9 protein-coding genes are annotated in these 19,771 nt (G+C 34.3%); 8 read left to right on the top strand and 1 reads right to left on the bottom strand.

Annotation, left to right across the window (positions count from 1 at the left end; translation table 11 throughout):
• Window positions 1-23 precede the first annotated feature (23 nt).
• Complete coding sequence (locus C1X07_RS05985; RefSeq protein WP_103069082.1) at window positions 24-1,064, bottom strand: alkane 1-monooxygenase; 1,041 nt, start codon at window positions 1,062-1,064, stop codon at window positions 24-26.
• Window positions 1,065-1,165: 101 nt separating this feature from the next.
• Here C1X07_RS05985 and C1X07_RS05980 point away from each other — a divergent pair, with 101 nt between their 5' ends.
• The 8 genes from C1X07_RS05980 to C1X07_RS05945 all read left to right on the top strand — a co-directional run bounded on the left by C1X07_RS05980 (window position 1,166) and on the right by C1X07_RS05945 (window position 19,728).
• Window positions 1,166-4,531 (top strand): DUF4175 family protein, encoded by a 3,366-nt coding sequence (locus C1X07_RS05980; protein ID WP_103069081.1) that lies wholly within the window; start codon window positions 1,166-1,168, stop codon window positions 4,529-4,531.
• Window positions 4,524-4,943 carry an rRNA maturation RNase YbeY gene (gene ybeY, locus C1X07_RS05975; RefSeq protein ID WP_103069080.1) on the top strand — a complete coding sequence of 140 codons (420 nt, stop codon included), beginning with the start codon at window positions 4,524-4,526 and terminating at the stop codon, window positions 4,941-4,943. The genes C1X07_RS05980 and ybeY overlap by 8 nt, the downstream gene beginning before the upstream one ends.
• Before the next feature lie 55 nt (window positions 4,944-4,998).
• Window positions 4,999-6,870: a tRNA uridine-5-carboxymethylaminomethyl(34) synthesis enzyme MnmG gene (mnmG, locus tag C1X07_RS05970; RefSeq protein ID WP_103069079.1), complete on the top strand. Its 1,872-nt coding sequence runs from the start codon at window positions 4,999-5,001 to the stop codon at window positions 6,868-6,870.
• 359 nt (window positions 6,871-7,229) lie between these two features.
• Window positions 7,230-7,715, top strand: a complete 486-nt coding sequence (locus C1X07_RS05965) for a hypothetical protein (protein WP_103069078.1) — start codon at window positions 7,230-7,232, stop codon at window positions 7,713-7,715.
• A 17-nt stretch (window positions 7,716-7,732) separates the two neighbouring features.
• On the top strand, window positions 7,733-8,584 hold the full coding sequence (locus C1X07_RS05960) for a class I SAM-dependent methyltransferase (RefSeq protein WP_103069077.1): 852 nt from the start codon (window positions 7,733-7,735) through the stop codon (window positions 8,582-8,584).
• Window positions 8,585-8,813: 229 nt separating this feature from the next.
• Window positions 8,814-9,347 (top strand): OmpH family outer membrane protein, encoded by a 534-nt coding sequence (locus tag C1X07_RS05955; protein ID WP_103069076.1) that lies wholly within the window; start codon window positions 8,814-8,816, stop codon window positions 9,345-9,347.
• Window positions 9,348-10,596: 1,249 nt separating this feature from the next.
• Window positions 10,597-12,648, top strand: coding sequence for a T9SS type B sorting domain-containing protein (locus C1X07_RS05950; protein ID WP_103069075.1), 2,052 nt, complete (start codon window positions 10,597-10,599; stop codon window positions 12,646-12,648).
• 225 nt (window positions 12,649-12,873) lie between these two features.
• Complete coding sequence (locus tag C1X07_RS05945; RefSeq protein ID WP_164914104.1) at window positions 12,874-19,728, top strand: T9SS type B sorting domain-containing protein; 6,855 nt, start codon at window positions 12,874-12,876, stop codon at window positions 19,726-19,728.
• Window positions 19,729-19,771: the final 43 nt, after the last annotated feature.

The raw sequence follows: 19,771 nt of genomic DNA, 5'->3' as shown, positions 1-19,771 counted from the left end.
TTTAATAATTAACCAACTTTATTTTATAAGTTTTTCATTTCACGTGGAACGCGCTTATTCATTATTAAAAACCATAGGGGAGGAAACAAACAAAGAACCATAGAAGTAGGATATCCAAATGGTAATTGAGGACTCTTATCATGATGATCCAAAAGCTGATATTTTTTGGACGCCCTATGATGATGATCACTATGGCGGGTAAGCTCATATAGCATAATTCTTCCAATGGTATGATTAGAATTCCATGAATGAATCTCTGTTACTCGTTCATATCTACCTGTTGCAGTTTTTGTTCTGGTTAATCCATAGTGTTCTATATAGTTAATTGTTTCAAGAAGTAGGAACCCAACAATTGCACTTAAGGTGATTATTAGTGAACCATAAATATTAAAGAAAATTGTTACTGTCAATACGTATAGAATTGTAATAATGAGGTACCAAAACATATCATTTTTTAATGAAATAAAATGAGAGTTAGTGTGTTTCAATAACTCTAGTTGTATTTTCCATGCATTAATATATTGACCAATGATCGATGTTACCCAAAATTGATATACAGTGTGGTTGTATTTTGCTGTTGCTGGATCTTCTTTTGTTGCTACTTTAAGGTGATGACCATAGTTGTGTTCTATATAAAAGTGCATATATAATGAGGGTAATAATAGTGCTTTACCTATAAATCTTTCTTTGGTAAATCGATGACCTAGTTCATGACCCACATTAATTCCATTTGCACCAAGTACAATACCAGTTGAGATAATTATTCCTATAACTTCATACAACGCTAGAGAAGTAGAAGTGACTGTAACAAGAGTGAAATATAAAATACCATAAACCAATGGAAGATTAATATATAACATCCAATCAAATATCTTCTTTTTTGCAATGGATAATCTTGCTTTATCATCTAAATTTTGTTCAGAAGAATCGGTGAATAATTCTAATAAAGGGATAATCAAAAATGCATAAATTGGAGTTAAGTAAGTATATACTCCTTGTAATAATAGGCCGAGAATCGTTACAACAGGTATTGTATAAGCGAATAAGTATTTCAATTCTTTCATAACAAGTTATGTTCTAGGTGATTGAATTATCATAAATATAACAATTCTATTAAAAATAAAATTGTAGATTTAGAGGTTAATGAAATAGGAAAGCTAAGATCATGGAGAATTTTCAACTCATAAAGAATAAATTAGAACAGTTTATTAGGAAGTACTACATCAATGAACTAATTAAGGGAGTTATACTTTTTTTTGCAATTGGAGTGCTATATTTTTTACTAACACTTTTAATAGAGAATTTTTTATGGCTAAATAGGTTAGGAAGAACTATTTTGTTTTGGTTGTTTATTAGTGTAGAACTAGGATTATTTATACAATTTATACTAGTACCTATTGCAAAGTTATTTAAACTTACAAAGGGGATAGATTATCAAAAGGCTTCGAATATAATCGGCAATCATTTTCCAGAAGTAAATGATAGGTTACTTAACCTGTTACAATTAAACGAAAGTACATCTTTTTCAGCATTGTTAATAGCGGGAATAGAACAAAAATCAAAAGAGTTAAAGCCTATTCCTTTTAAACTTGCAATTAATTTAAAGAAAAATAGTAAATATTTAAAATATGCCGCAATACCCATAGTACTCTTCTTTGTTTTATTTTTATTTAATAAAACACACTGGATTTCAGATAGTTATAAAAGAGTCGTTAATTATGAGGTAGCTTATGAGCCTCCAGCACCATTTCAGTTTTTTATTGTTAACAAAAACCTCAATGCTTACGAAAATAGTGACTTTGTTCTTAAAATAAGAATGGTTGGCGATATTGTTCCTGAGAATGCAACAGTTGCTTATAATCAGGAGGTCTATTATTTAAAAAACACCGGAGTAGGTGAGTTCGAATATACTTTTATTCAACCAAAAGAATCGGTGGAGTTTGTGATTAGTGCTAATGATATAAATTCAATTCCCTACAATTTGTCTGTTGTTCCTGTGCCTGCATTACTGGATTTTGAAATGAAATTAGATTATCCTGGATACACCAAAAAAAGGGATGAAACTTTAAAAAGTTCAGGAAATGCTACCATACCTGAAGGAACAAATGTGAGTTGGATTGTATATACAAGAAATACAGAAAAGGTAGAATTAAAGACTAAAGACTCTGTTGTTTCTCTTAAGAAAAATAATAAAGGGTTTTTGTACAACAAAAGAGTGTACACAAACTTGGATTATGAAATTACTACATCAAATAAAAATGTTAAAAATTATGACAACTTATCTTTTAATCTTAATGTGATTAAAGACCAATATCCAGAGCTTAATTTAAAATCAGAAAGGGACTCTATAGATAATCAAACAATGTATTTTTTTGGAAGAGTTAGTGATGATTATGGGTTGAGTAAACTTAGAATGGTATATTATGATTCTGACAATACCTCTGATATACAGATTAAAAATATAAAAATTAAGGAAACAGAATTTGATGAGTTTATTTATGCTTTTCCTGGTGATATTGATTTGGTAGAAGGGGTAAATTACGAGTTTTATTTTGAAGTTTTTGATAACGATATTATTCATAATTATAAAAGCACAAAAAGTCAGGTTTTTAATTTTAGACAACTGACTAAAGATGAAAAAGAGAAAAGTTTATTACAAAAACAGAACGAAGCTATTTCGGGTTTAAACAAATCATTGGATAAATTTAAGGAGCAGGAAAAAGAATTAGAAAGCCTAAGTAGGACACAAAAAGAGAAAAAGAGACTTGATTTTAATGACAAGAAGAAGCTTGAGGATTTTTTAAATAGGCAGAAACAGCAAGAAAAAATGATGCAAGATTTTTCAAAGAAGCTTAAGGACAATCTGAATCAGTTTGAAGAAAAGCAGAAAGAAGAACCATTTAAAGACGCATTAAAAGAACGGTTGGAGCGTAATGAAGAAAGATTAAAAAAGAATGAAAAGCTTCTGGAGGAAATTGAAAGGTTGGCTGAAAAAATTAAGAAGGAAGAGTTAACAAAAAAGCTTGAAGAGTTAGGAAAAGAAAATAAAAATTTAAAGAAAAATCTAGAGCAGCTTTTAGAGTTAACTAAGAGGTATTATGTAATGGAGAAAAGAGAAAAGTTGATTGACGAATTGGATAAATTGGCCAAGGAGCAAGAAGAGTTGGCAGATAAAAAAGATGAAGAAAATACAAAAGAAAAGCAGGAGGATTTAAATAAAAAATTCGAAGATTTTCAAAAGGAAATGGATAACCTTAAAAAGGAAAACGAGAATTTGAAGAAGCCAATGAACATTGATCAGAAGAAAGAAGATGAGAATGAAATCAAAAAAGAACAAGAGAAGGCAAGCGATAATTTAGAAAAGGAGAGTAAATCTGAAGCAAAGAAAAATCAAAAAAGTGCTGCTCAAAAAATGAAGAAGATGAGTAACGGAATGAGAATGCAAATGCAAATGGGAGGAGCAGAACAGCAGCAGGAAGACATGGAAATGCTAAGACAGATCTTGGATAATCTTGTAGATTTTTCAATTAGCCAAGAGGGGTTGATGAAGGAGTTCAAAGGTATAGATATAGATAATCCTAGCTATTCTTCTAAACTAAAAAAACAAAGTGTTTTACGAGAAAACTTTATCCACATAGACGATAGTCTTTATGCACTTGCATTGCGAACTCCGCAGATAACAGAAAGTGTTACAAAGAAGTTAACCGACATAGAATTTAATATTGATAAAGCTTTGGGTAGGTTGGCAGAAAATCAAATAGTTCAAGGATCCGCAAATCAGCAGTACACGGTTACAGGATCAAATGATCTTGCTTATTTATTAAGTAGAACATTGGATCAAATGCAAAGTAGCATGTCTGCGGCGGGAAGTAAAGGAAAGAGTGGTTCACAAGAAATGCAGCTACCTGATATCATAAAAACTCAAGAAGAACTTAATAAGAAGATGGGCGAGGGAATGAAAAAAGGAAAGGAGAAGAAGGGAGAAAGCGGAAAGGAAAATAAAGGTAAAGGAGAAGAAGGAAAAGAACAAGGAGAAAAAAAGGGAGGAAAAAAAGGTGGTCAAAAAAACGGTAATGGTAAGGAAGGCGAAGGAGAATCTCAAATGCAAAAGGAGGAGTTGAATGGTCAGTTGTATGAAATATTTAAACAACAACAACAATTAAGAAACGCTTTACAGGATAAGATTAGAAAAGAAGGTTTAGGAGGTAGACCTGGCGGTAATCTTTTAAGAAAAATGGAACAGGTAGAGCAGGAGTTATTAGAGAAAGGTTTTAATGAACAAACCCTAAGAAGGATGGTAAATTTAAAGCATGAACTATTAAAATTTGAAGAGGCAACATTCGAACAAGGGGAAGAAGAAAAAAGAGAAAGTAAAACCAATCAAATTCAGTTTGATAACAAGAATGCACAGCAATTAGAAAAGGCAAAACAATATTTTAATACCACTGAAATATTAAACAGACAAGTGTTACCTTTGCGGCAAAATTACAAACAGAAAGTACAGAAGTATTTTAATATAGATAATGATTAATTTTTTTTACGAAACAGAGGCAGAGTTTACTAATGAATCAGAGCTATCTTCTTGGATAAATAGAGTGATTTTGTCTGAAGAAAAGTCTGAGGGAGAAATAAATTTTATCATATGTAATGATGAATATTTATTAAAGATCAATCAGGATTTTCTCAAACACGATACATATACAGACATAATAAGTTTTGATAATACTATTGGTAATAAACTTAGTGGGGATATATTTATCTCCATAGAAAGGGTCAAAGAAAACGCGCTAAAATACGAGGTGAATTTTGATGAGGAAATAAGGAGAGTGCTAGTGCATGGGGTATTACATTTTTGTGGATACAAGGATAAAACTAAGGAGGAAGAGATAAAGATGAGAATGAAAGAAGACGAAAAATTAGCATTGTTCCACGTGGAACAGTAGTAGTGTTTTTAATAATTTATATATATGTTCCACGTGGAACAGTTGTTTAAAAGTTATGTTTGAAAGAGAATACGATGTTATTGTAGTTGGTGCAGGTCATGCAGGAAGTGAAGCCGCAGCGTCAGCTGCGAATTTAGGATGTAGTACATTACTAATTACAATGAACTTGCAAAACATCGCACAGATGAGTTGCAACCCCGCTATGGGAGGAATTGCAAAAGGACAGATCGTAAGAGAGATTGATGCCCTTGGAGGGTATAGTGGTATCGTAAGTGATCGTACGGCGATACAGTTTAAAATGTTGAACAAATCAAAAGGACCTGCAATGTGGAGTCCTAGAGTGCAAAGTGATCGAATGCGTTTTGCAGAAGAGTGGAGAACCTTGTTAGAGCAAACTCCTAATCTAGATTTTTATCAAGATATGGTGAGTGGTTTGTTGGTGGAGAATAATGAAATTAGAGGTGTTAAAACTTCACTCGGTATTGAAATTAGAGCCAAGTCTGTTGTCTTGACAAATGGAACTTTTTTGAATGGATTAATTCATATTGGAGAGAAACAATTTGGTGGAGGTAGAGCAGGTGAAAAAGCGGCAACCGGAATAACAGAACAATTAATAGATTTTGGTTTTGATGCAGGAAGAATGAAAACAGGAACTCCTCCAAGAGTTGATGGAAGGTCTTTAGATTATTCTAAAATGATTGAACAACCTGGGGATGATGTTCCAGAAAAATTTAGTTATTCTAATTTAACCAAGCCGTTAACAAAACAAAGATCATGTCACATGACATATACTTCGGTAGAAGTTCATGATTTACTTCGTGAAGGTTTTGATCGTTCGCCAATGTTTAATGGAAGAATAAAAAGTATAGGTCCTAGATATTGTCCTTCTATAGAAGATAAAATTAATCGTTTTGCTGATAAAGAAAGACATCAATTATTTGTAGAACCTGAGGGATGGAATACTGTAGAAGTATATGTAAATGGTTTTTCAACTTCGTTGCCAGAAGAGGTGCAGTACAAAGCATTAAAATCTGTTGTGGGTTTTGAGAATGTGAAATTTTTTAGACCGGGATATGCTATAGAATATGATTATTTTCCACCAACACAATTAACGCATACATTAGAAACAAAACTGATTTCGGGATTGTTTTTTGCTGGTCAGATTAATGGAACAACGGGTTATGAGGAAGCAGCTTCACAAGGATTAATGGCAGGAATGAATGCAGCCTTAAAAGTGAAAGAAAAAGAGTCTTTTATTTTAAAAAGAAGCGAGGCTTATATAGGAGTGTTAATTGATGATTTGATTACTAAAGGAACAGAAGAACCTTACCGCATGTTTACATCTCGAGCAGAGTATAGAACATTGTTAAGACAAGATAATGCCGATTTTCGATTAACACCAAAATCTCATGAGATTGGTTTAGCTTCAAATGAGAGAATGAGAAGAATGGAAGAAAAAGAAAAGAAAGCTAAATCTTTTGTTCAGTTTTTTAAGGATACTAGTGTGTCTCCAGAAGAAGTGAATCCTGTTTTAGAAGAAAAGAAATCATCACCTATTAAACAAAGCGGAAAACTGTTTAAGATATTTTCTAGACCTCAAATTACTTTAGATGATATAAAACATTTTGAAAAAGTTTCAGAGTATATAAAAGAGAATAATTTGGATAAAGAAGTTTTAGAGCAAACCGAAATTCAAGTTAAATACTCTGGTTATATAGAAAAGGAAAAAAACAATGCTGATAAATTAAGTAGATTAGAAAACTTAAAAATCCCTAAGGATTTTGATTATTCTAAACTAAAATCTTTATCGTTTGAAGCTAGAGAAAAAATGTCTAAAATAAAACCGGCAACAGTTTCACAAGCATCAAGAATAAGTGGAGTATCACCAAGTGATATTTCTGTTCTTTTGGTATACATGGGAAGATAATATTTGGAATGATTTTTTTAAAATGGTTGTCTGATATATGATGATTGTTTATTGTATCGATAAACAGAATTAAATAGAATTTTGAGTAGATGCATAAAAAACACAACATGTAATAGAAGAGATCAGTTTTGATTAAATGAAGAAGTTGTGATACAAGTTCCACGTGGAACAATTGTAGTAAAAAATTTGAATAATCAATATTTCGTTGTTTTGATCTTTTGTATTTGTTTTTTTACCATTGTTTGCAGAATGTAGTGATTCTGAAAATTCTGTGATGTATAATAAAAGTTAGATTATGATTAAATACCTCGTAGATATGATTCGAGGTATTTGTTTTACAAAGGAGAAAATTAATAATAATGAAGAATAGTGTTTTGTTTTACTTTATTTTGTTTTTGTTTTGTTCGTGCATTACAACACATAATGTAAGGCAGATTGATAATTTTAGAATTGAAACAGAAAATGCTTTTAATGAAGAGTCTTTTGTTTTTAAACCCTCAATGCTTCCAGAAGAAGCAAAACGCTCACTTCGAAAACAATTTGGTTTAACAAATGATCAAAAGCTATCAGATTTTGATATAAAACTGTTTTCTGATTTTGAAAGTGAATTTAATGTAAAAATAAGTTTTGATGTAGATAGAACAGTCACTATGGATTTTGTGTCTCCCATTGTTTTTGATGAAGAATCAGAAAATATCATTGGAGAGGCAGAAACTTTTGTAAAAATTATAGTTGTGGATTCTGCGGGGGATAATTGCCTTTCTACAAAATCACTGTTTTATAATAAAACCCGATCATTTTTGATTGATATAAAAAACAACATAAGGAAAGAACCATTGTTTTAAAATTTCTATTTATTTAAATGAATAAAGAAAAAAACCTAGACTTTTTTATAGAGTGTGAAGATCACACTGTTTCTGGTGAACGTTTTAGTTTACTTTACGATAGAGAATATGATATGTTGATTACTTCACCAAAACCTGATGAGAACGAATTAGGTAAATATTATGAGAGTGAAGACTATATTTCTCATACAGATTCAAAACGATCGCTTTTTGAAAAACTTTACCATTTGGTTAAAGGATACTCCTTAAACAAAAAAGTAAAATTAATTTCAAAGTTAAATGGTAGCTCTGGTCATCTTTTGGATATTGGAGCAGGAACGGGTGATTTTTTGTGTATTGCCAAAAAAAAAGGGTGGATTGTTGACGGAGTAGAACCAAACAGTTTTGCAACCAAATTAGCACAGGAAAAAGAAATTTATCTACAACCAGAAACGACAACATTGGATTCTCAAAAATTTGATGTGATCACGATGTGGCATGTCTTAGAACATGTACCAGATGTAAAAAATCAAATACAGGAGTTAAAACGTCTTTTAAAACCAAATGGATATGTGATTATTGCTGTTCCTAATTTTAAGTCATATGATGCAAAATATTATAAATCTTTTTGGGCAGCGTATGATGTACCTCGTCATCTTTGGCATTTTTCCAAAACTGCTATCAAAAAACTTTTTCAAGAGCAGGGTCTAGAATTGGAAAAAGTGCTACCTATGAAATTCGATTCATTTTATGTATCACTTTTGTCAGAAAAATATAAAAATGAAAAAATGAATTTTTTAAAAGCTTTTTGGTTAGGAATGCGCTCTAATTATAAAGGAAGACAAATAGGAGAGTATTCATCGCACATTTATGTATTAAAAAATAGCTAATCTTAATTTTTAGGTGGTTTTTTTGCCTTTTTAGAGTAAATCATGTCTATTCGTGTTGCTTTTTTTTAAAAGAGCCTTAAAACGCTTTATTTTTGATCGTTTTTAATAGGTTTTGTGTATTACAAACATTAGAATGATCGTTTTTTCTTATATAAGCTTTTTTTGAGGGATATAATAGATAACATCAATTGAACTTTGATATTTTTGCTGAGAACTTAATTTTTGAAAAATGAAAAAATTTTTATGGATCGCTGGGGCTTTTTTAATTTTTGCTTCTTGTAATCAACAAATAGAAAAAACGGGTTATGTAAATAACACGAAAGTGGTATCTGATTTTAAGGAAATGAAGGTAGCACAAGAAAAATGGACAAAACGTAATAATGAAGTAAGAGCAGAGCTTGAAGAAAAAGCAAAGCAATTTCAGATTGAAGTACAGGGATACCAAAATATCATGAAATCTATGTCTGCTGCCAATAGAGAAAAGAAAGAGCAGGAGCTTATGAATAAGCAACAAGCTTTACAAAGAGAACAACAAGCTAGAATGCAAGAAATTCAACAAGGAAGCCAGGCAGAAATCGATTCTATTATAGGAAAAGTAAAAACCTATATAGAAGAATATGGTAAGAAAAATGGATATACTTATATCTATGGAGATACCGAAGCAAGTAATATCCTTTATGGAAAAGAAGAATTGGATCTTACAGACACTATTCTTAAAGAAATAAATGGAGGAGAGACTACAACTTCAGAGACTAAGGAGTAGTACTTTTTTAAAATATTTAAAATACCCTTATTGGATTTTCCGATAAGGGTATTTTTTTTGGTTTTAGCACCAATTATCAACGCTATTGGGTTAAGGAGGTTCGTATAACCCCTTTGTTACATGAGTTCTTAGGGAATACTTTAAGGGGTTTATCAAATGAGTTTCAAATTGATGTTTTTAATACTTTCGATAGGCTCTGAATGACAGCTGAAAACTTAATTTGTAGACATTATCTTCATTAAATATCAGAACTTCGTTAAAAAGCTCACAAATGCAATAAAATGTGCTGTTTTGTCAAATGAAATCTAGTGCTACTATCGGCATTTTTAGAAAAATCAAAGAGATTTATATTTTGAAGTGGGTTCTATAACTAATATTAAGGGACTTTATAGCTTATAGCGCCATGTTCTTATATAAAGATGCCTGCCTAAAATTATTTTTTACCCAATAATTGAATTTTAATTACAATAACAGGGATTTTGATTTTTTTCCAAAAAAATGAAACTCTTTTTAGGTTTTTGTATCGATTTTGAGTCAAAATTGATCAGATCTGGAAGTTTTTTCGGATAAAGGAAGAAAACCAGTTAGTTTTCTCACTATTTTCAGGTATTTGTGAAGTTAAAAAACTTTTATTGACCTAAATTTTTATACCAAATGATAATCTTACTAAGTCTATTGAAGGTTATATGTCTTTTTTTGAAATGAAAAGAATAAAAAGGAAGATGAAAGCCATTTTAACATATAAACTACTGATTATCAGATATTTATGTTTAATTTGTTTAAATTTAAGATGTTTTAGGCAGCACATAAGTAAAATCAACGCCCCCTAATGGAGAGCAGGAATTTTGGCAGGTACATTTAGCTTTTGATCACTAATTAGGTTCAATTCTTCTAGGCTTACTTTAAACATAATAAATATATATCCTAAACATAGCACATTCTATTGTATCAAGACCCTGAATTAGTGTTATTTGATAGATGATCATACTAGTTTGCTATTATAAATTCTAATACATAGCGATGTATTTATGGTCATTTTCTGAATTATTATATACTAACTTACCTTTCTTTATTGTTCATTCACCAAGTAAATAATACGCTACACCATATTTATTTAGAAACAAGAAAGTAGAGAGCTAGTTTTATTACTCAATTAACTTTAAAAATAGTACGCCATGCTAACTGTTTTTAAGCCACCTATTTAATTTGATAATCAAACCAAGGTTATTGTGCCCCAAATCACAAAAACATGATAAACAAAGGTATTTCCTTACCAATAGTAGCCTGTAATATTTGCTTATTTCTATTTTCGCTACAATCGGTTGCTCAAGAAATTGCAAAACCAAGCTTTTCTTTGAATGGAATTCCGATTAGTAGACAAATATTATGTTTGGGGGGTGAGGATTCTATCAGAGAAGCCATTGCAGAAGCTAATATCTTGTTTGCATCGGGTACAGAGTTTGTCTTAGAACTATCAGATGAGAATGGTGTTTTTTCTGATCAAGTGACCAGAGAATTAAGTCGATTTACTACTAGTGTAGCGATTCCTCCAGGTGGGCTTATTGAATTCCCTTCTTTTCCTATTCCTAAAGACGTAAGAGGAGAGGATTATAGTCTGAGGGTTACTGTACCAGCAAGGGGCACACTAAGTGCTATTAGAAATGATATTTCTATATATTATTTCGATTCTTCTGAGATTGCTGTACAAGGACCAAATAATGAGGAAACTATTGTGGTTCTCTGCGATAATGAATCAACGACTTTAACTGCAATTCCTGAAGATATTCCTGTAAAGGAGTGGTTGTTTAATGGTATGATAATTCCTGGAGAAACTAGTAATATTTTAGAAAATGTAACAGAATCTGGTTCATACCAAGCGGTATTTGATCTTGGGTCTTGTACTGATATTTTTAATTTTAATATTAAAGGAATAGAGGTTGTTAATTTTAAATCTGGTCAAGCATTTATAGAACAGTCTTCTCCTCAGGAGTTTTGCCCTAGTGATGTTAAGGTGTTAAGTACCAATATTAATTACCCCGAGTTTACCTATCAATGGTATAAGAATGGAGTTTTAATATCTGAATATGATGGTCATTCTGTAAACTTACCGATAAGTAATTTTAGTGACATATATACCGTGACTATCACAAGCCCAAAAGGTTGCTCTATCACCACAGATCCTGTAGAGGTTATCAATTTGGGTTCAGATATTCTGACTCAGCCCCCTCTCCAGGTGATGTTGTTACCGACCCAAACGAGTTTAACGTTGTCAATAACTACCAATGCGCCTACCTCAGGCAGTACAGTAGAATGGTTTAGAAACGGCATAAGTTTTCAAGGCGTGCTTCCGATTACAGATCCGGGAGCTTTGTCTATTGATGTAACAAACCCAGGAGTTTATAGTGCTAGTCTTTTTGCCAATGATGTGTGTATGGATACTTTGGAGGCGATCACAGAGGTTTTTGAGCCGGTAGGTTTTCGTACAGAGATTTCTACGATTTTAGATTGTGATGCCACTACTAGTACATTAGGATTAGAGACCTTATATGGTGTTACTTCTACAGGTACCGAGGTTCCTATTCTAGAGGAACAATATCCATTATTTGATTTCGAATGGTTTTTGGGCACTCAATCTACTGGAGTTACCGAGACTACGCTAAGTGTTGGTTCGGATAATTTAGGAGAGACCTATGCTTTAGAAGCTACGCTTCGAGACTCAGGTATGGATACTGCCCGTTCTAATGAGTTGACTGTTGAGTTTTTGGGAGACACAGTTGTTATAGATTCAGATCCTGGCTTTCTTTCATTTGGATCTACGGTTACTTTAAGTGTTGCACAGAGTAGTAATTATACATACGATTGGTTTTTGGTTGTTGATGGTGATAATGAGCTGGCGGTTGATGGTGAGACTATAGTAAGTGGTCAGGGCAGTCATTCTATAGTTGTTGATACTAGAGGCGTTTATTTTGTACGTATTACTTTACAAGACTGTATTGTAGACTCTCAGCCTATCACTGTTTCTGAAGAGGCTGGTAACTCAGAGATTGTTCCCAATGTAGTTACCCCTAATAATGATGGTATCAATGATAATTGGTTGTTACCAGCATCCTTGTTTAATCAACAGGATGTAGAGGTTACGATTTACAGTTCGCGCGGTCAGGTTGATTTTGTATCGTCTAGTTATCAGAATAATTGGCCTGCAGAGAATTCGAAGTCTTCGGGTCAGGATCCGATCTATTATTATATAATCACAAAAAACAGCTCTATAATCAAAAAAGGAGCTATAACAATAATGAGATAAAAAATATGATTAGAAACTACGTAACAATAGGGCAGAAGAAGAGTAATTCGTCTCCCAAAATCAATTACCACAAGAAAAAACCTAGCGAATAAGGTAAAGCATATTCTTCACACAAATAATGCAGTTAAAAACTCAATAATGCAATAGAAACACATGATAACCAATTCCCCAAATTCCCGACTAATAAAACTTAGACCTAAATTTACTCTCATTTTAATTTTATTAATGATAGGTATAGAGGTGTCATCTCAGACCTCTACAGCTCCTGTTCCTTTTACCCCAGTTCCTGGCAGTACGTTTAGTATGAGAGGAGAACTTAAAATATATGCCAATGCTATTGTGGGATTAAATCAAGGAGGTCTTACCCCTAATATGCCCTATAATGGAAACCTTTCTAATAATCAGAGAACTTTTGGGTATATTGATATAGATGGTGATCCTATAACCTTTAGCTCCAGTAGTATTGCCTTGGATATACATAGTTGCCAAGAGGTAAAATATGCAGGACTATATTGGGCAGCTTCGTATTTCACGCAGATGCAGGCGAGCAATCTTAGAAATGTGCAATATAACGGTTTACCTTTACCTGATAACAGACCAGATTTTAGAACCTTAAAAATTCGTCATTCTACACAACCAGGATATACCACAATTACACCAGCACAAACTCAGGTAATCTATGATGGATATCGTAATACTGCTACTAACCTTAATAATGCTGCAGTAATGGATATTCCCTATGTCTGTTATGCAGATGTTACCAGTTATATGCAAAGTCTAGGTAATAATTTTACAGGAGAAACCTTTACAGTTGCAGATATGCGTGCGTCTACCGGTTTTTCGGGCGATAATGCCAATGGAATATCCGGAGGATGGGTGTTGGTAGTAGTATTTGAAGATAGTAGGGAGCCTACAAGATTTATGAGCACTAATAGTGGCTATGTTAATGTAGTCCCTGGGGGTGCCCCACAAAATTTTACCTATTCTGGGTTTCAAACCCTATTGGCTCCTCAACCTGTTCGTGCGAGATATGCCATAGCCACTATGGAAGGTGATAGACCTTTTACTAGAGACGTATTTCAGGTACAACGACCAGATATGAACTGGCAAAACATTTTTACAAATCCACTAAATCCAAATAACAATTTTTTTGATAGTTCCATCTCTAATAATGGCACTAATGTAGTTACAAGAGTACCAAATTCAATAAACACATTGGGGTTTGATGCAGATATTTTTAATATCCCTAATCCGGGGAATACAGTTATCGGTAACAATCAAACAACAGCTAATTTTAATACATCTTCTGGCGGTGATGCTTATAGCGTATTTTTTCATTCTTTTCAGACAGAAATTATTAGCCCGGAGCTTACGGTTACCAAACGTGTTCTGGATGATAATGGTATTGATATTACTGGAGAAAATGTAGACTTCGGGGATCAGTTGTTTTATGAACTTACTATACAGAATAATGGTAATGAAGATATTATTAATGCGACGATTCTCGATGTTCTTCCTGTTAATGTAGATTTTACCTTAGGTAGTATCACTACCAGTAATCCGGGTATTAGCGCTACTCCAAGTGCAGATAACAAACAAATAGATATTACAATACATAGGTCTTTACTTCTTCGTAATGGGGCAGCACACACAGTGCGTTTTGGAACTAAGGTTGTAGCCACCTGTGCAGATTTACGAGACGCTTGTTCGGATACAATTAGTAATGTAGCAAAATCTTCGTATACAGGTGCACTTTCTGGTATAACAGAGACTTCAGAAGCAAGTGTTCTTGGACAGGATAATTGTAATGGTAACATAGATGGAGCCTCTAATGTTCTGATTAAAAACGACATTTGTTTTACAAAAAAACAACCTGTGTTAATATGTACTGGATCCGTAACCCTAAAGGCAGGTGACGGATTTACCACATATAAATGGGTAAATGCAAATGCTCCATCAGAGGTTATTGGTACAGATCAGGAGTTGGTAGTAACTAAAGAAGGAATATATATTGTTACAGAGACTGGTGCCCCGGGATGTCAGGATGCCCAACAAACTTTTGATGTTAAGGCGTTTAACACAGTTGAAAACCCAGTTATTGATATTGTTAACAATTTGGGATCCAATCCTAGTATTAGTGGTAATCTTCGTACATGTCCTATTACAGGGGAGAAATTGCCAGAGATCTTTTTATGTGGCGCAAATACTACACTACCTATCCCAATAGATTTTGAAACAGGTACTACAGTTGAATGGCAACGACTAGACCCTGCAGCATGCCCATCTGTGGCAAGAGATCCTAATTGCCCTACTCCTCAGTTAGATTCGGGTGCATGTGAGGGTGATTGGGTAACAGTAAGTACAGATACTAATAGTTATACGGTATCACAGGCAGGAGAATATAGAATCAATGCTACTTTTGATGGCAATTGTATGATTCCGTTTTATTTTAATGTATTTAAAAATAATTTTAATCCTGAATTAGAAGTAATTCAAAAAATATTTTGCAGCACTAAAGGAATACTACAAGTAAAAAATTCTTCAAATCAATATGAATATCAGTTAGTTCCTCCTAATGGGACTCCAATAGGGTACCAGGATTCTCCTGTGTTTAAAGATTTGACAGAAAAAGGCACTTATACTGTTAATGTTCGTAAGAAAAATGGTTTACCGACTGCTTGTATTTTTCAAGATTCTATTTTGTTAGATGAGTCGAATGTAAAAGAAACAGTTGAAGTGACTTCGCCGACTTGCCCAGATGGTAAAGGTGAGATTTCTATTACTGTAGATAATTCAAAGATTAATTATACCTATACAATAAGTAGCACGACTACCCTTTTTACCGATTCTGAAGGACCAGTTACAGTTCCTAGTCATACATTTAAGGGGCTTAAACCTGATACGTATGAGGTTAAGATCGAATCGGCAGATGGGAGTTGTTCTGAAACGATTACTGCAGTGGTGAAGTCTGCAGAAGATTTTTCTGCTCAGGTAAAACTATTGGAGGATTTGCATTGTAATCCTGCACATCAACCAAATCCGGAGCTTAATGATCCCCTACATCCTGATTACGATCCTACAGCGTTACCATATGATCCTGCTGAATTTATAGCGTTTTATGAGGTTACCGTTAAAGGAGGTTCAAATAATTTTGCATTTAATGATAAAAAGGATTTCTCAGGGAATACCTTAGCCCCTTTGGCGGCTACTACTTATCGGTTTAGAGCTACTGAAAAAGGTACATATCCTGTTTATGTTAATGATTTAGATAGAGGTTGCACAATTTTTGCGGGGAGTGTTGATGTAAGCGCTTATGAGAAGCTCGTTGCAACGGCTGCACCCGAAGAGCTCAAATGTTATAGTGAAAAGGGTGCAATCGAAGTAGAAATTACCGAAGGCAAAGGACCTTTTACCTATATTTTGGATGAGGGTACAACTACAGAAGTTAGTATAGGTTCGACACATAATACATCTGAAACCTTTAACAATGTTGATACTTCTGTATCTCATACAGTTACAGTAAAAGATAGATTTGAATGTGATCTGGTATTACCAACGATTAATTTTACGGTTCCAAAAGAAATTACAGCAACAGAAACGATTCAGAATATTACCTGTAACTCAACAGGAGGAAACACCCTAGGGGCAATAACATTGACTATGGGTGGAGGTACACCTGAGGCAGTTGCAGCAAGTTACACCTATGAATTAACAAAAAACGGATCACCATTTACACCATCGCTTTCTCCTTCTTACCCTACGACCAATCAGGTTACGTTTGATGGGTTAGATTTTGGAAAGTATTCCATTAAGGTTACCGATACTAAAGGGTGTAATAAAACTTTTGGTTCTTTTGAGATTAAAGATGCTGTTGATGAATTAGATATCAAAGTGACTAGTGGCTGTTCTTCAGGATCACCCATAGTAGATATTGTAGTGGTTAACGGTTCTGGGGTTGATAACACCGGTTCGATTGTTGGATTTACTATTGAGGTTATAGGTGATCCTAACAATCCTACTCAGCCGTTAAATGATGGAGCTGTAGACCCTGTACCGCCTCCAACACCGGCTGGACTTGTTAAAGACCATAGAATAACTGGTGCAAATGCTTTGGAGCTAGGTAAAAGTTATACTTTTAAGGTGATAGATCTAGGGACGAATTGTGAATATCAAGAAACATTTATGCTCAATCCACTGGATGGTCCTAAGGTTACTTTAGGAGAGCTAACTCATCAACAGTGTTTTGGTAAGAATGATGGAGCAATAGAGTTTGCCGTGGATGGTTATGTTCCAGACCCTGTTGATTTACAATGGGAAATTTTTGATCGATTTGGAACTCCTTCTGATCCTCCTGTACTTTCTGGAGGTCCAGTAACTGCAAGTGGAGGTCCTACCACTATAAATTCTAATGTTTCGGGAGGACTTGCGCCTGGTGAGTATTATATTAGGGTTAGCGAAGTATCTGGTAGTAGGCTTTGTGCAGGAGCTTCTGATTTTTTTGAAATAGAAAAAATAGAGACTGAAATTTCCTTAGAAGTAAAACAAACTAACAAAGAGACGTGTTCTCCTGGTAACGATGCCACTGTCGAGGCCGTTGCCTCAGGAGGTACAGGGGATTTAGAATATCAATTAGAAGAATCTACTGGTGGTGTTTTGGTTGGCTATAGTAGTGATCCACGCTTTGGCGGATATAGATTAGATGGGGGCCTTACGACAGCTGGTATTGACTACGTAATTCGGGTTCGTGATGCTAATAAGTGTGATAAGACTGCTACAATTAATATTAAGCCTCCCGTACCATTAGAATTAAACACTATTGATCAGATAACCTTAAATTGTTCAGATAGTGAGGATGGTATTATCACGGCTACTGCTTCGGGAGGTCAGGGTGCTGGCACATATTCTTTTAGGTTAACCTTCCCTGATGGTTCGCAATCAGCTGCTGTTTTGGGTGATACAAGCACTTTCCAGTGGACCGATTTAAAACCGGGCAATTATATTGTTACGGTTTCAGATAATTTGGCTTGTGAGGCGATTCAAAACCCGGTTGTTATTACTGTACCATCAAAGGTCGAGATTGAAATTGCCCCAGAAGGTGTTAGTTGTTCGACAGAAAACCCCAATACTGTTGTGGTTACTGCCAAAGGAGGTGCTTCTGACTATGAATATGGATATAGTCTAAATGATGGTGCCATTGTATGGCAAACTTCTGATACATTTAACGGTTTATCAACAGGAGATTATGAATTTTATGCACGTGACAAGAATAAATGTAAGTCTCCAGCTTCTTCCACTATTCAGGTACGAAAACCGGATCCATTTAAAGCTACGTTAGATTCAAGCAATTTTAATATCGTTTGTTTTGGCGAGTCAACAGGTTCGGTAGATGCTGTGGTTAAAGGAGGATTGGGCAATTATAGATATCGAGTAGAGGGAACAGATTATCTAGGAAACCCTGTGAATTTGCCCGGTCCTGGTCCTACGGATACGCAAGAGACTAGTTTCTTTGGAGGCTTGTTAGCCAGTACAGATTCTTATGAATATATTGTTACTAGTACCACTATTCCTGTAGATCCGTTAGCGAGTTGCGATGAGATACGGATACCTTTTAAAATAGTTCAACCATTACCTTTGGATATAGAAGTTACTGCCCGTGCTATTTCATGTAATGGAGAGACTGATGGTAGTATACGGGTAAGCATCAATAGAGTTCCACCACCATCAGGTCCCACAGGAGGTAGATCACCTTATTTCTATTCTTTGTACAATAGTGCGGGTGATGCTGTATTTACCTTTATAGAGGATGATGCAGACAACCTTTTAGGAGAACATACATTTATTGATCTACCGGCAGATACCTATAGAGTAGAAGTAGAAGATAATCTAGGTTGCCCTGTTGATAGAACAGATATTTTGATTATAGAACCTGCGCCTATTTTGGCTACGGTTATCGCTACTACTCCCGAGGATTGTGCGGGTGATATGAATGGTACAGCGACTGTATCTATTACAGGAGGCTTACCTCCAGCTAATCCAAGTGACCCAAGTTATTTTTGGAGTATTGACGGGGTAACGTATTTACCTGTTAGTAACCCATCAAGTTTGCTTATTAACAAATTATCAGGAGGTACTACGACTTTATTTATTAGAGATTCTCAAAACAATTCAAATTGTCAGGGTGCCTTTAATCTTGATATTGAGCCAGGAGTTAATCTAGGAGCTACTTTGGTTCCACGTTTAGAATGTCCTGTATATGATTATAGTGATCCTTCAAATGTTGTAATGACTAGTGATGAGCGTTATTTTGTAGATTTTGATATTATTGCTGAGTCAGAAGGTTTAGGTATTATTTATACTTTGAATGGTATCAATGGTACATCGAATCCAGCTAACAACTCTAATTTGACAGGTATCTTTGAGGTTAGTCCAGGAAGTTATGAAGGCGTTATGGAGTTTCAGGGATGTAGTCAGACAATAGGTACTATTGATATAAATGAGTATACTCCATTGGCAATCCCGGTGGCTCAGATGACAGGTAATGCACAGGATCCTAATGAGTATGAGATTATTGCTTCAGGTGGACGTCCATTTGAGAATGATCCATTCTATACATTCTACTTTACTATGTTGGAAGATGGTATGAGTATTGCTGATTTGGAGCAATCAGATTATACAGAGTTAGAGGGTAATATCTTTACGATTCGTGAGACTGCTGATTATGTTATCCGAGTTGTAGATGCCGATGGATGTGAGGTTATTAGTGTTCAGAATTTGACTTATATCAATATTCGTATTCCGAATTACTTTACTCCAGATAGTCCTAATAGTACGGTTGAGGAGCGTTTTTGGTATCCTCGTCAGATTTCACCAGATCCTAGTGATCCCTTCTTCTTTGAGAATATGGAGGTGATTGTCTTTGACAGATATGGTAGAAGGCTTGCGGAGTTTAAAGGAGATGAACAAGGATGGGATGGTCATTATCAAGGGGTGCAACTACCATCAGGAGACTATTGGTTCACCATTATTCTTAATGATGTGGATAATAGAGAGATTACGGGTCACTTTACATTGTATAGATAGCAGTGTCTAAATAGAGTAGAAACGATTTAATGATCTGTAATTT

Source organism: Aquimarina sediminis (assembly GCF_002895435.1).
In the GTDB taxonomy this organism is placed as follows: domain Bacteria; phylum Bacteroidota; class Bacteroidia; order Flavobacteriales; family Flavobacteriaceae; genus Aquimarina; species Aquimarina sediminis.
This window is presented reverse-complemented; position numbering and strand designations above follow the sequence as displayed.

Bases quoted from the DNA above. Each gene is read 5' to 3' on its own strand.
- C1X07_RS05985 (WP_103069082.1), bottom strand. From the start codon at position 1,064: ATGAAAGAATTGAAATACTTATTCGCTTATACAATACCTGTTGTAACG.
- C1X07_RS05980 (WP_103069081.1), top strand. From the start codon at position 1,166: ATGGAGAATTTTCAACTCATAAAGAATAAATTAGAACAGTTTATTAGG.
- ybeY (WP_103069080.1), top strand. From the start codon at position 4,524: ATGATTAATTTTTTTTACGAAACAGAGGCAGAGTTTACTAATGAATCA.
- mnmG (WP_103069079.1), top strand. From the start codon at position 4,999: ATGTTTGAAAGAGAATACGATGTTATTGTAGTTGGTGCAGGTCATGCA.
- C1X07_RS05965 (WP_103069078.1), top strand. From the start codon at position 7,230: ATGAAGAATAGTGTTTTGTTTTACTTTATTTTGTTTTTGTTTTGTTCG.
- C1X07_RS05960 (WP_103069077.1), top strand. From the start codon at position 7,733: ATGAATAAAGAAAAAAACCTAGACTTTTTTATAGAGTGTGAAGATCAC.
- C1X07_RS05955 (WP_103069076.1), top strand. From the start codon at position 8,814: ATGAAAAAATTTTTATGGATCGCTGGGGCTTTTTTAATTTTTGCTTCT.
- C1X07_RS05950 (WP_103069075.1), top strand. From the start codon at position 10,597: ATGATAAACAAAGGTATTTCCTTACCAATAGTAGCCTGTAATATTTGC.
- C1X07_RS05945 (WP_164914104.1), top strand. From the start codon at position 12,874: ATGATAGGTATAGAGGTGTCATCTCAGACCTCTACAGCTCCTGTTCCT.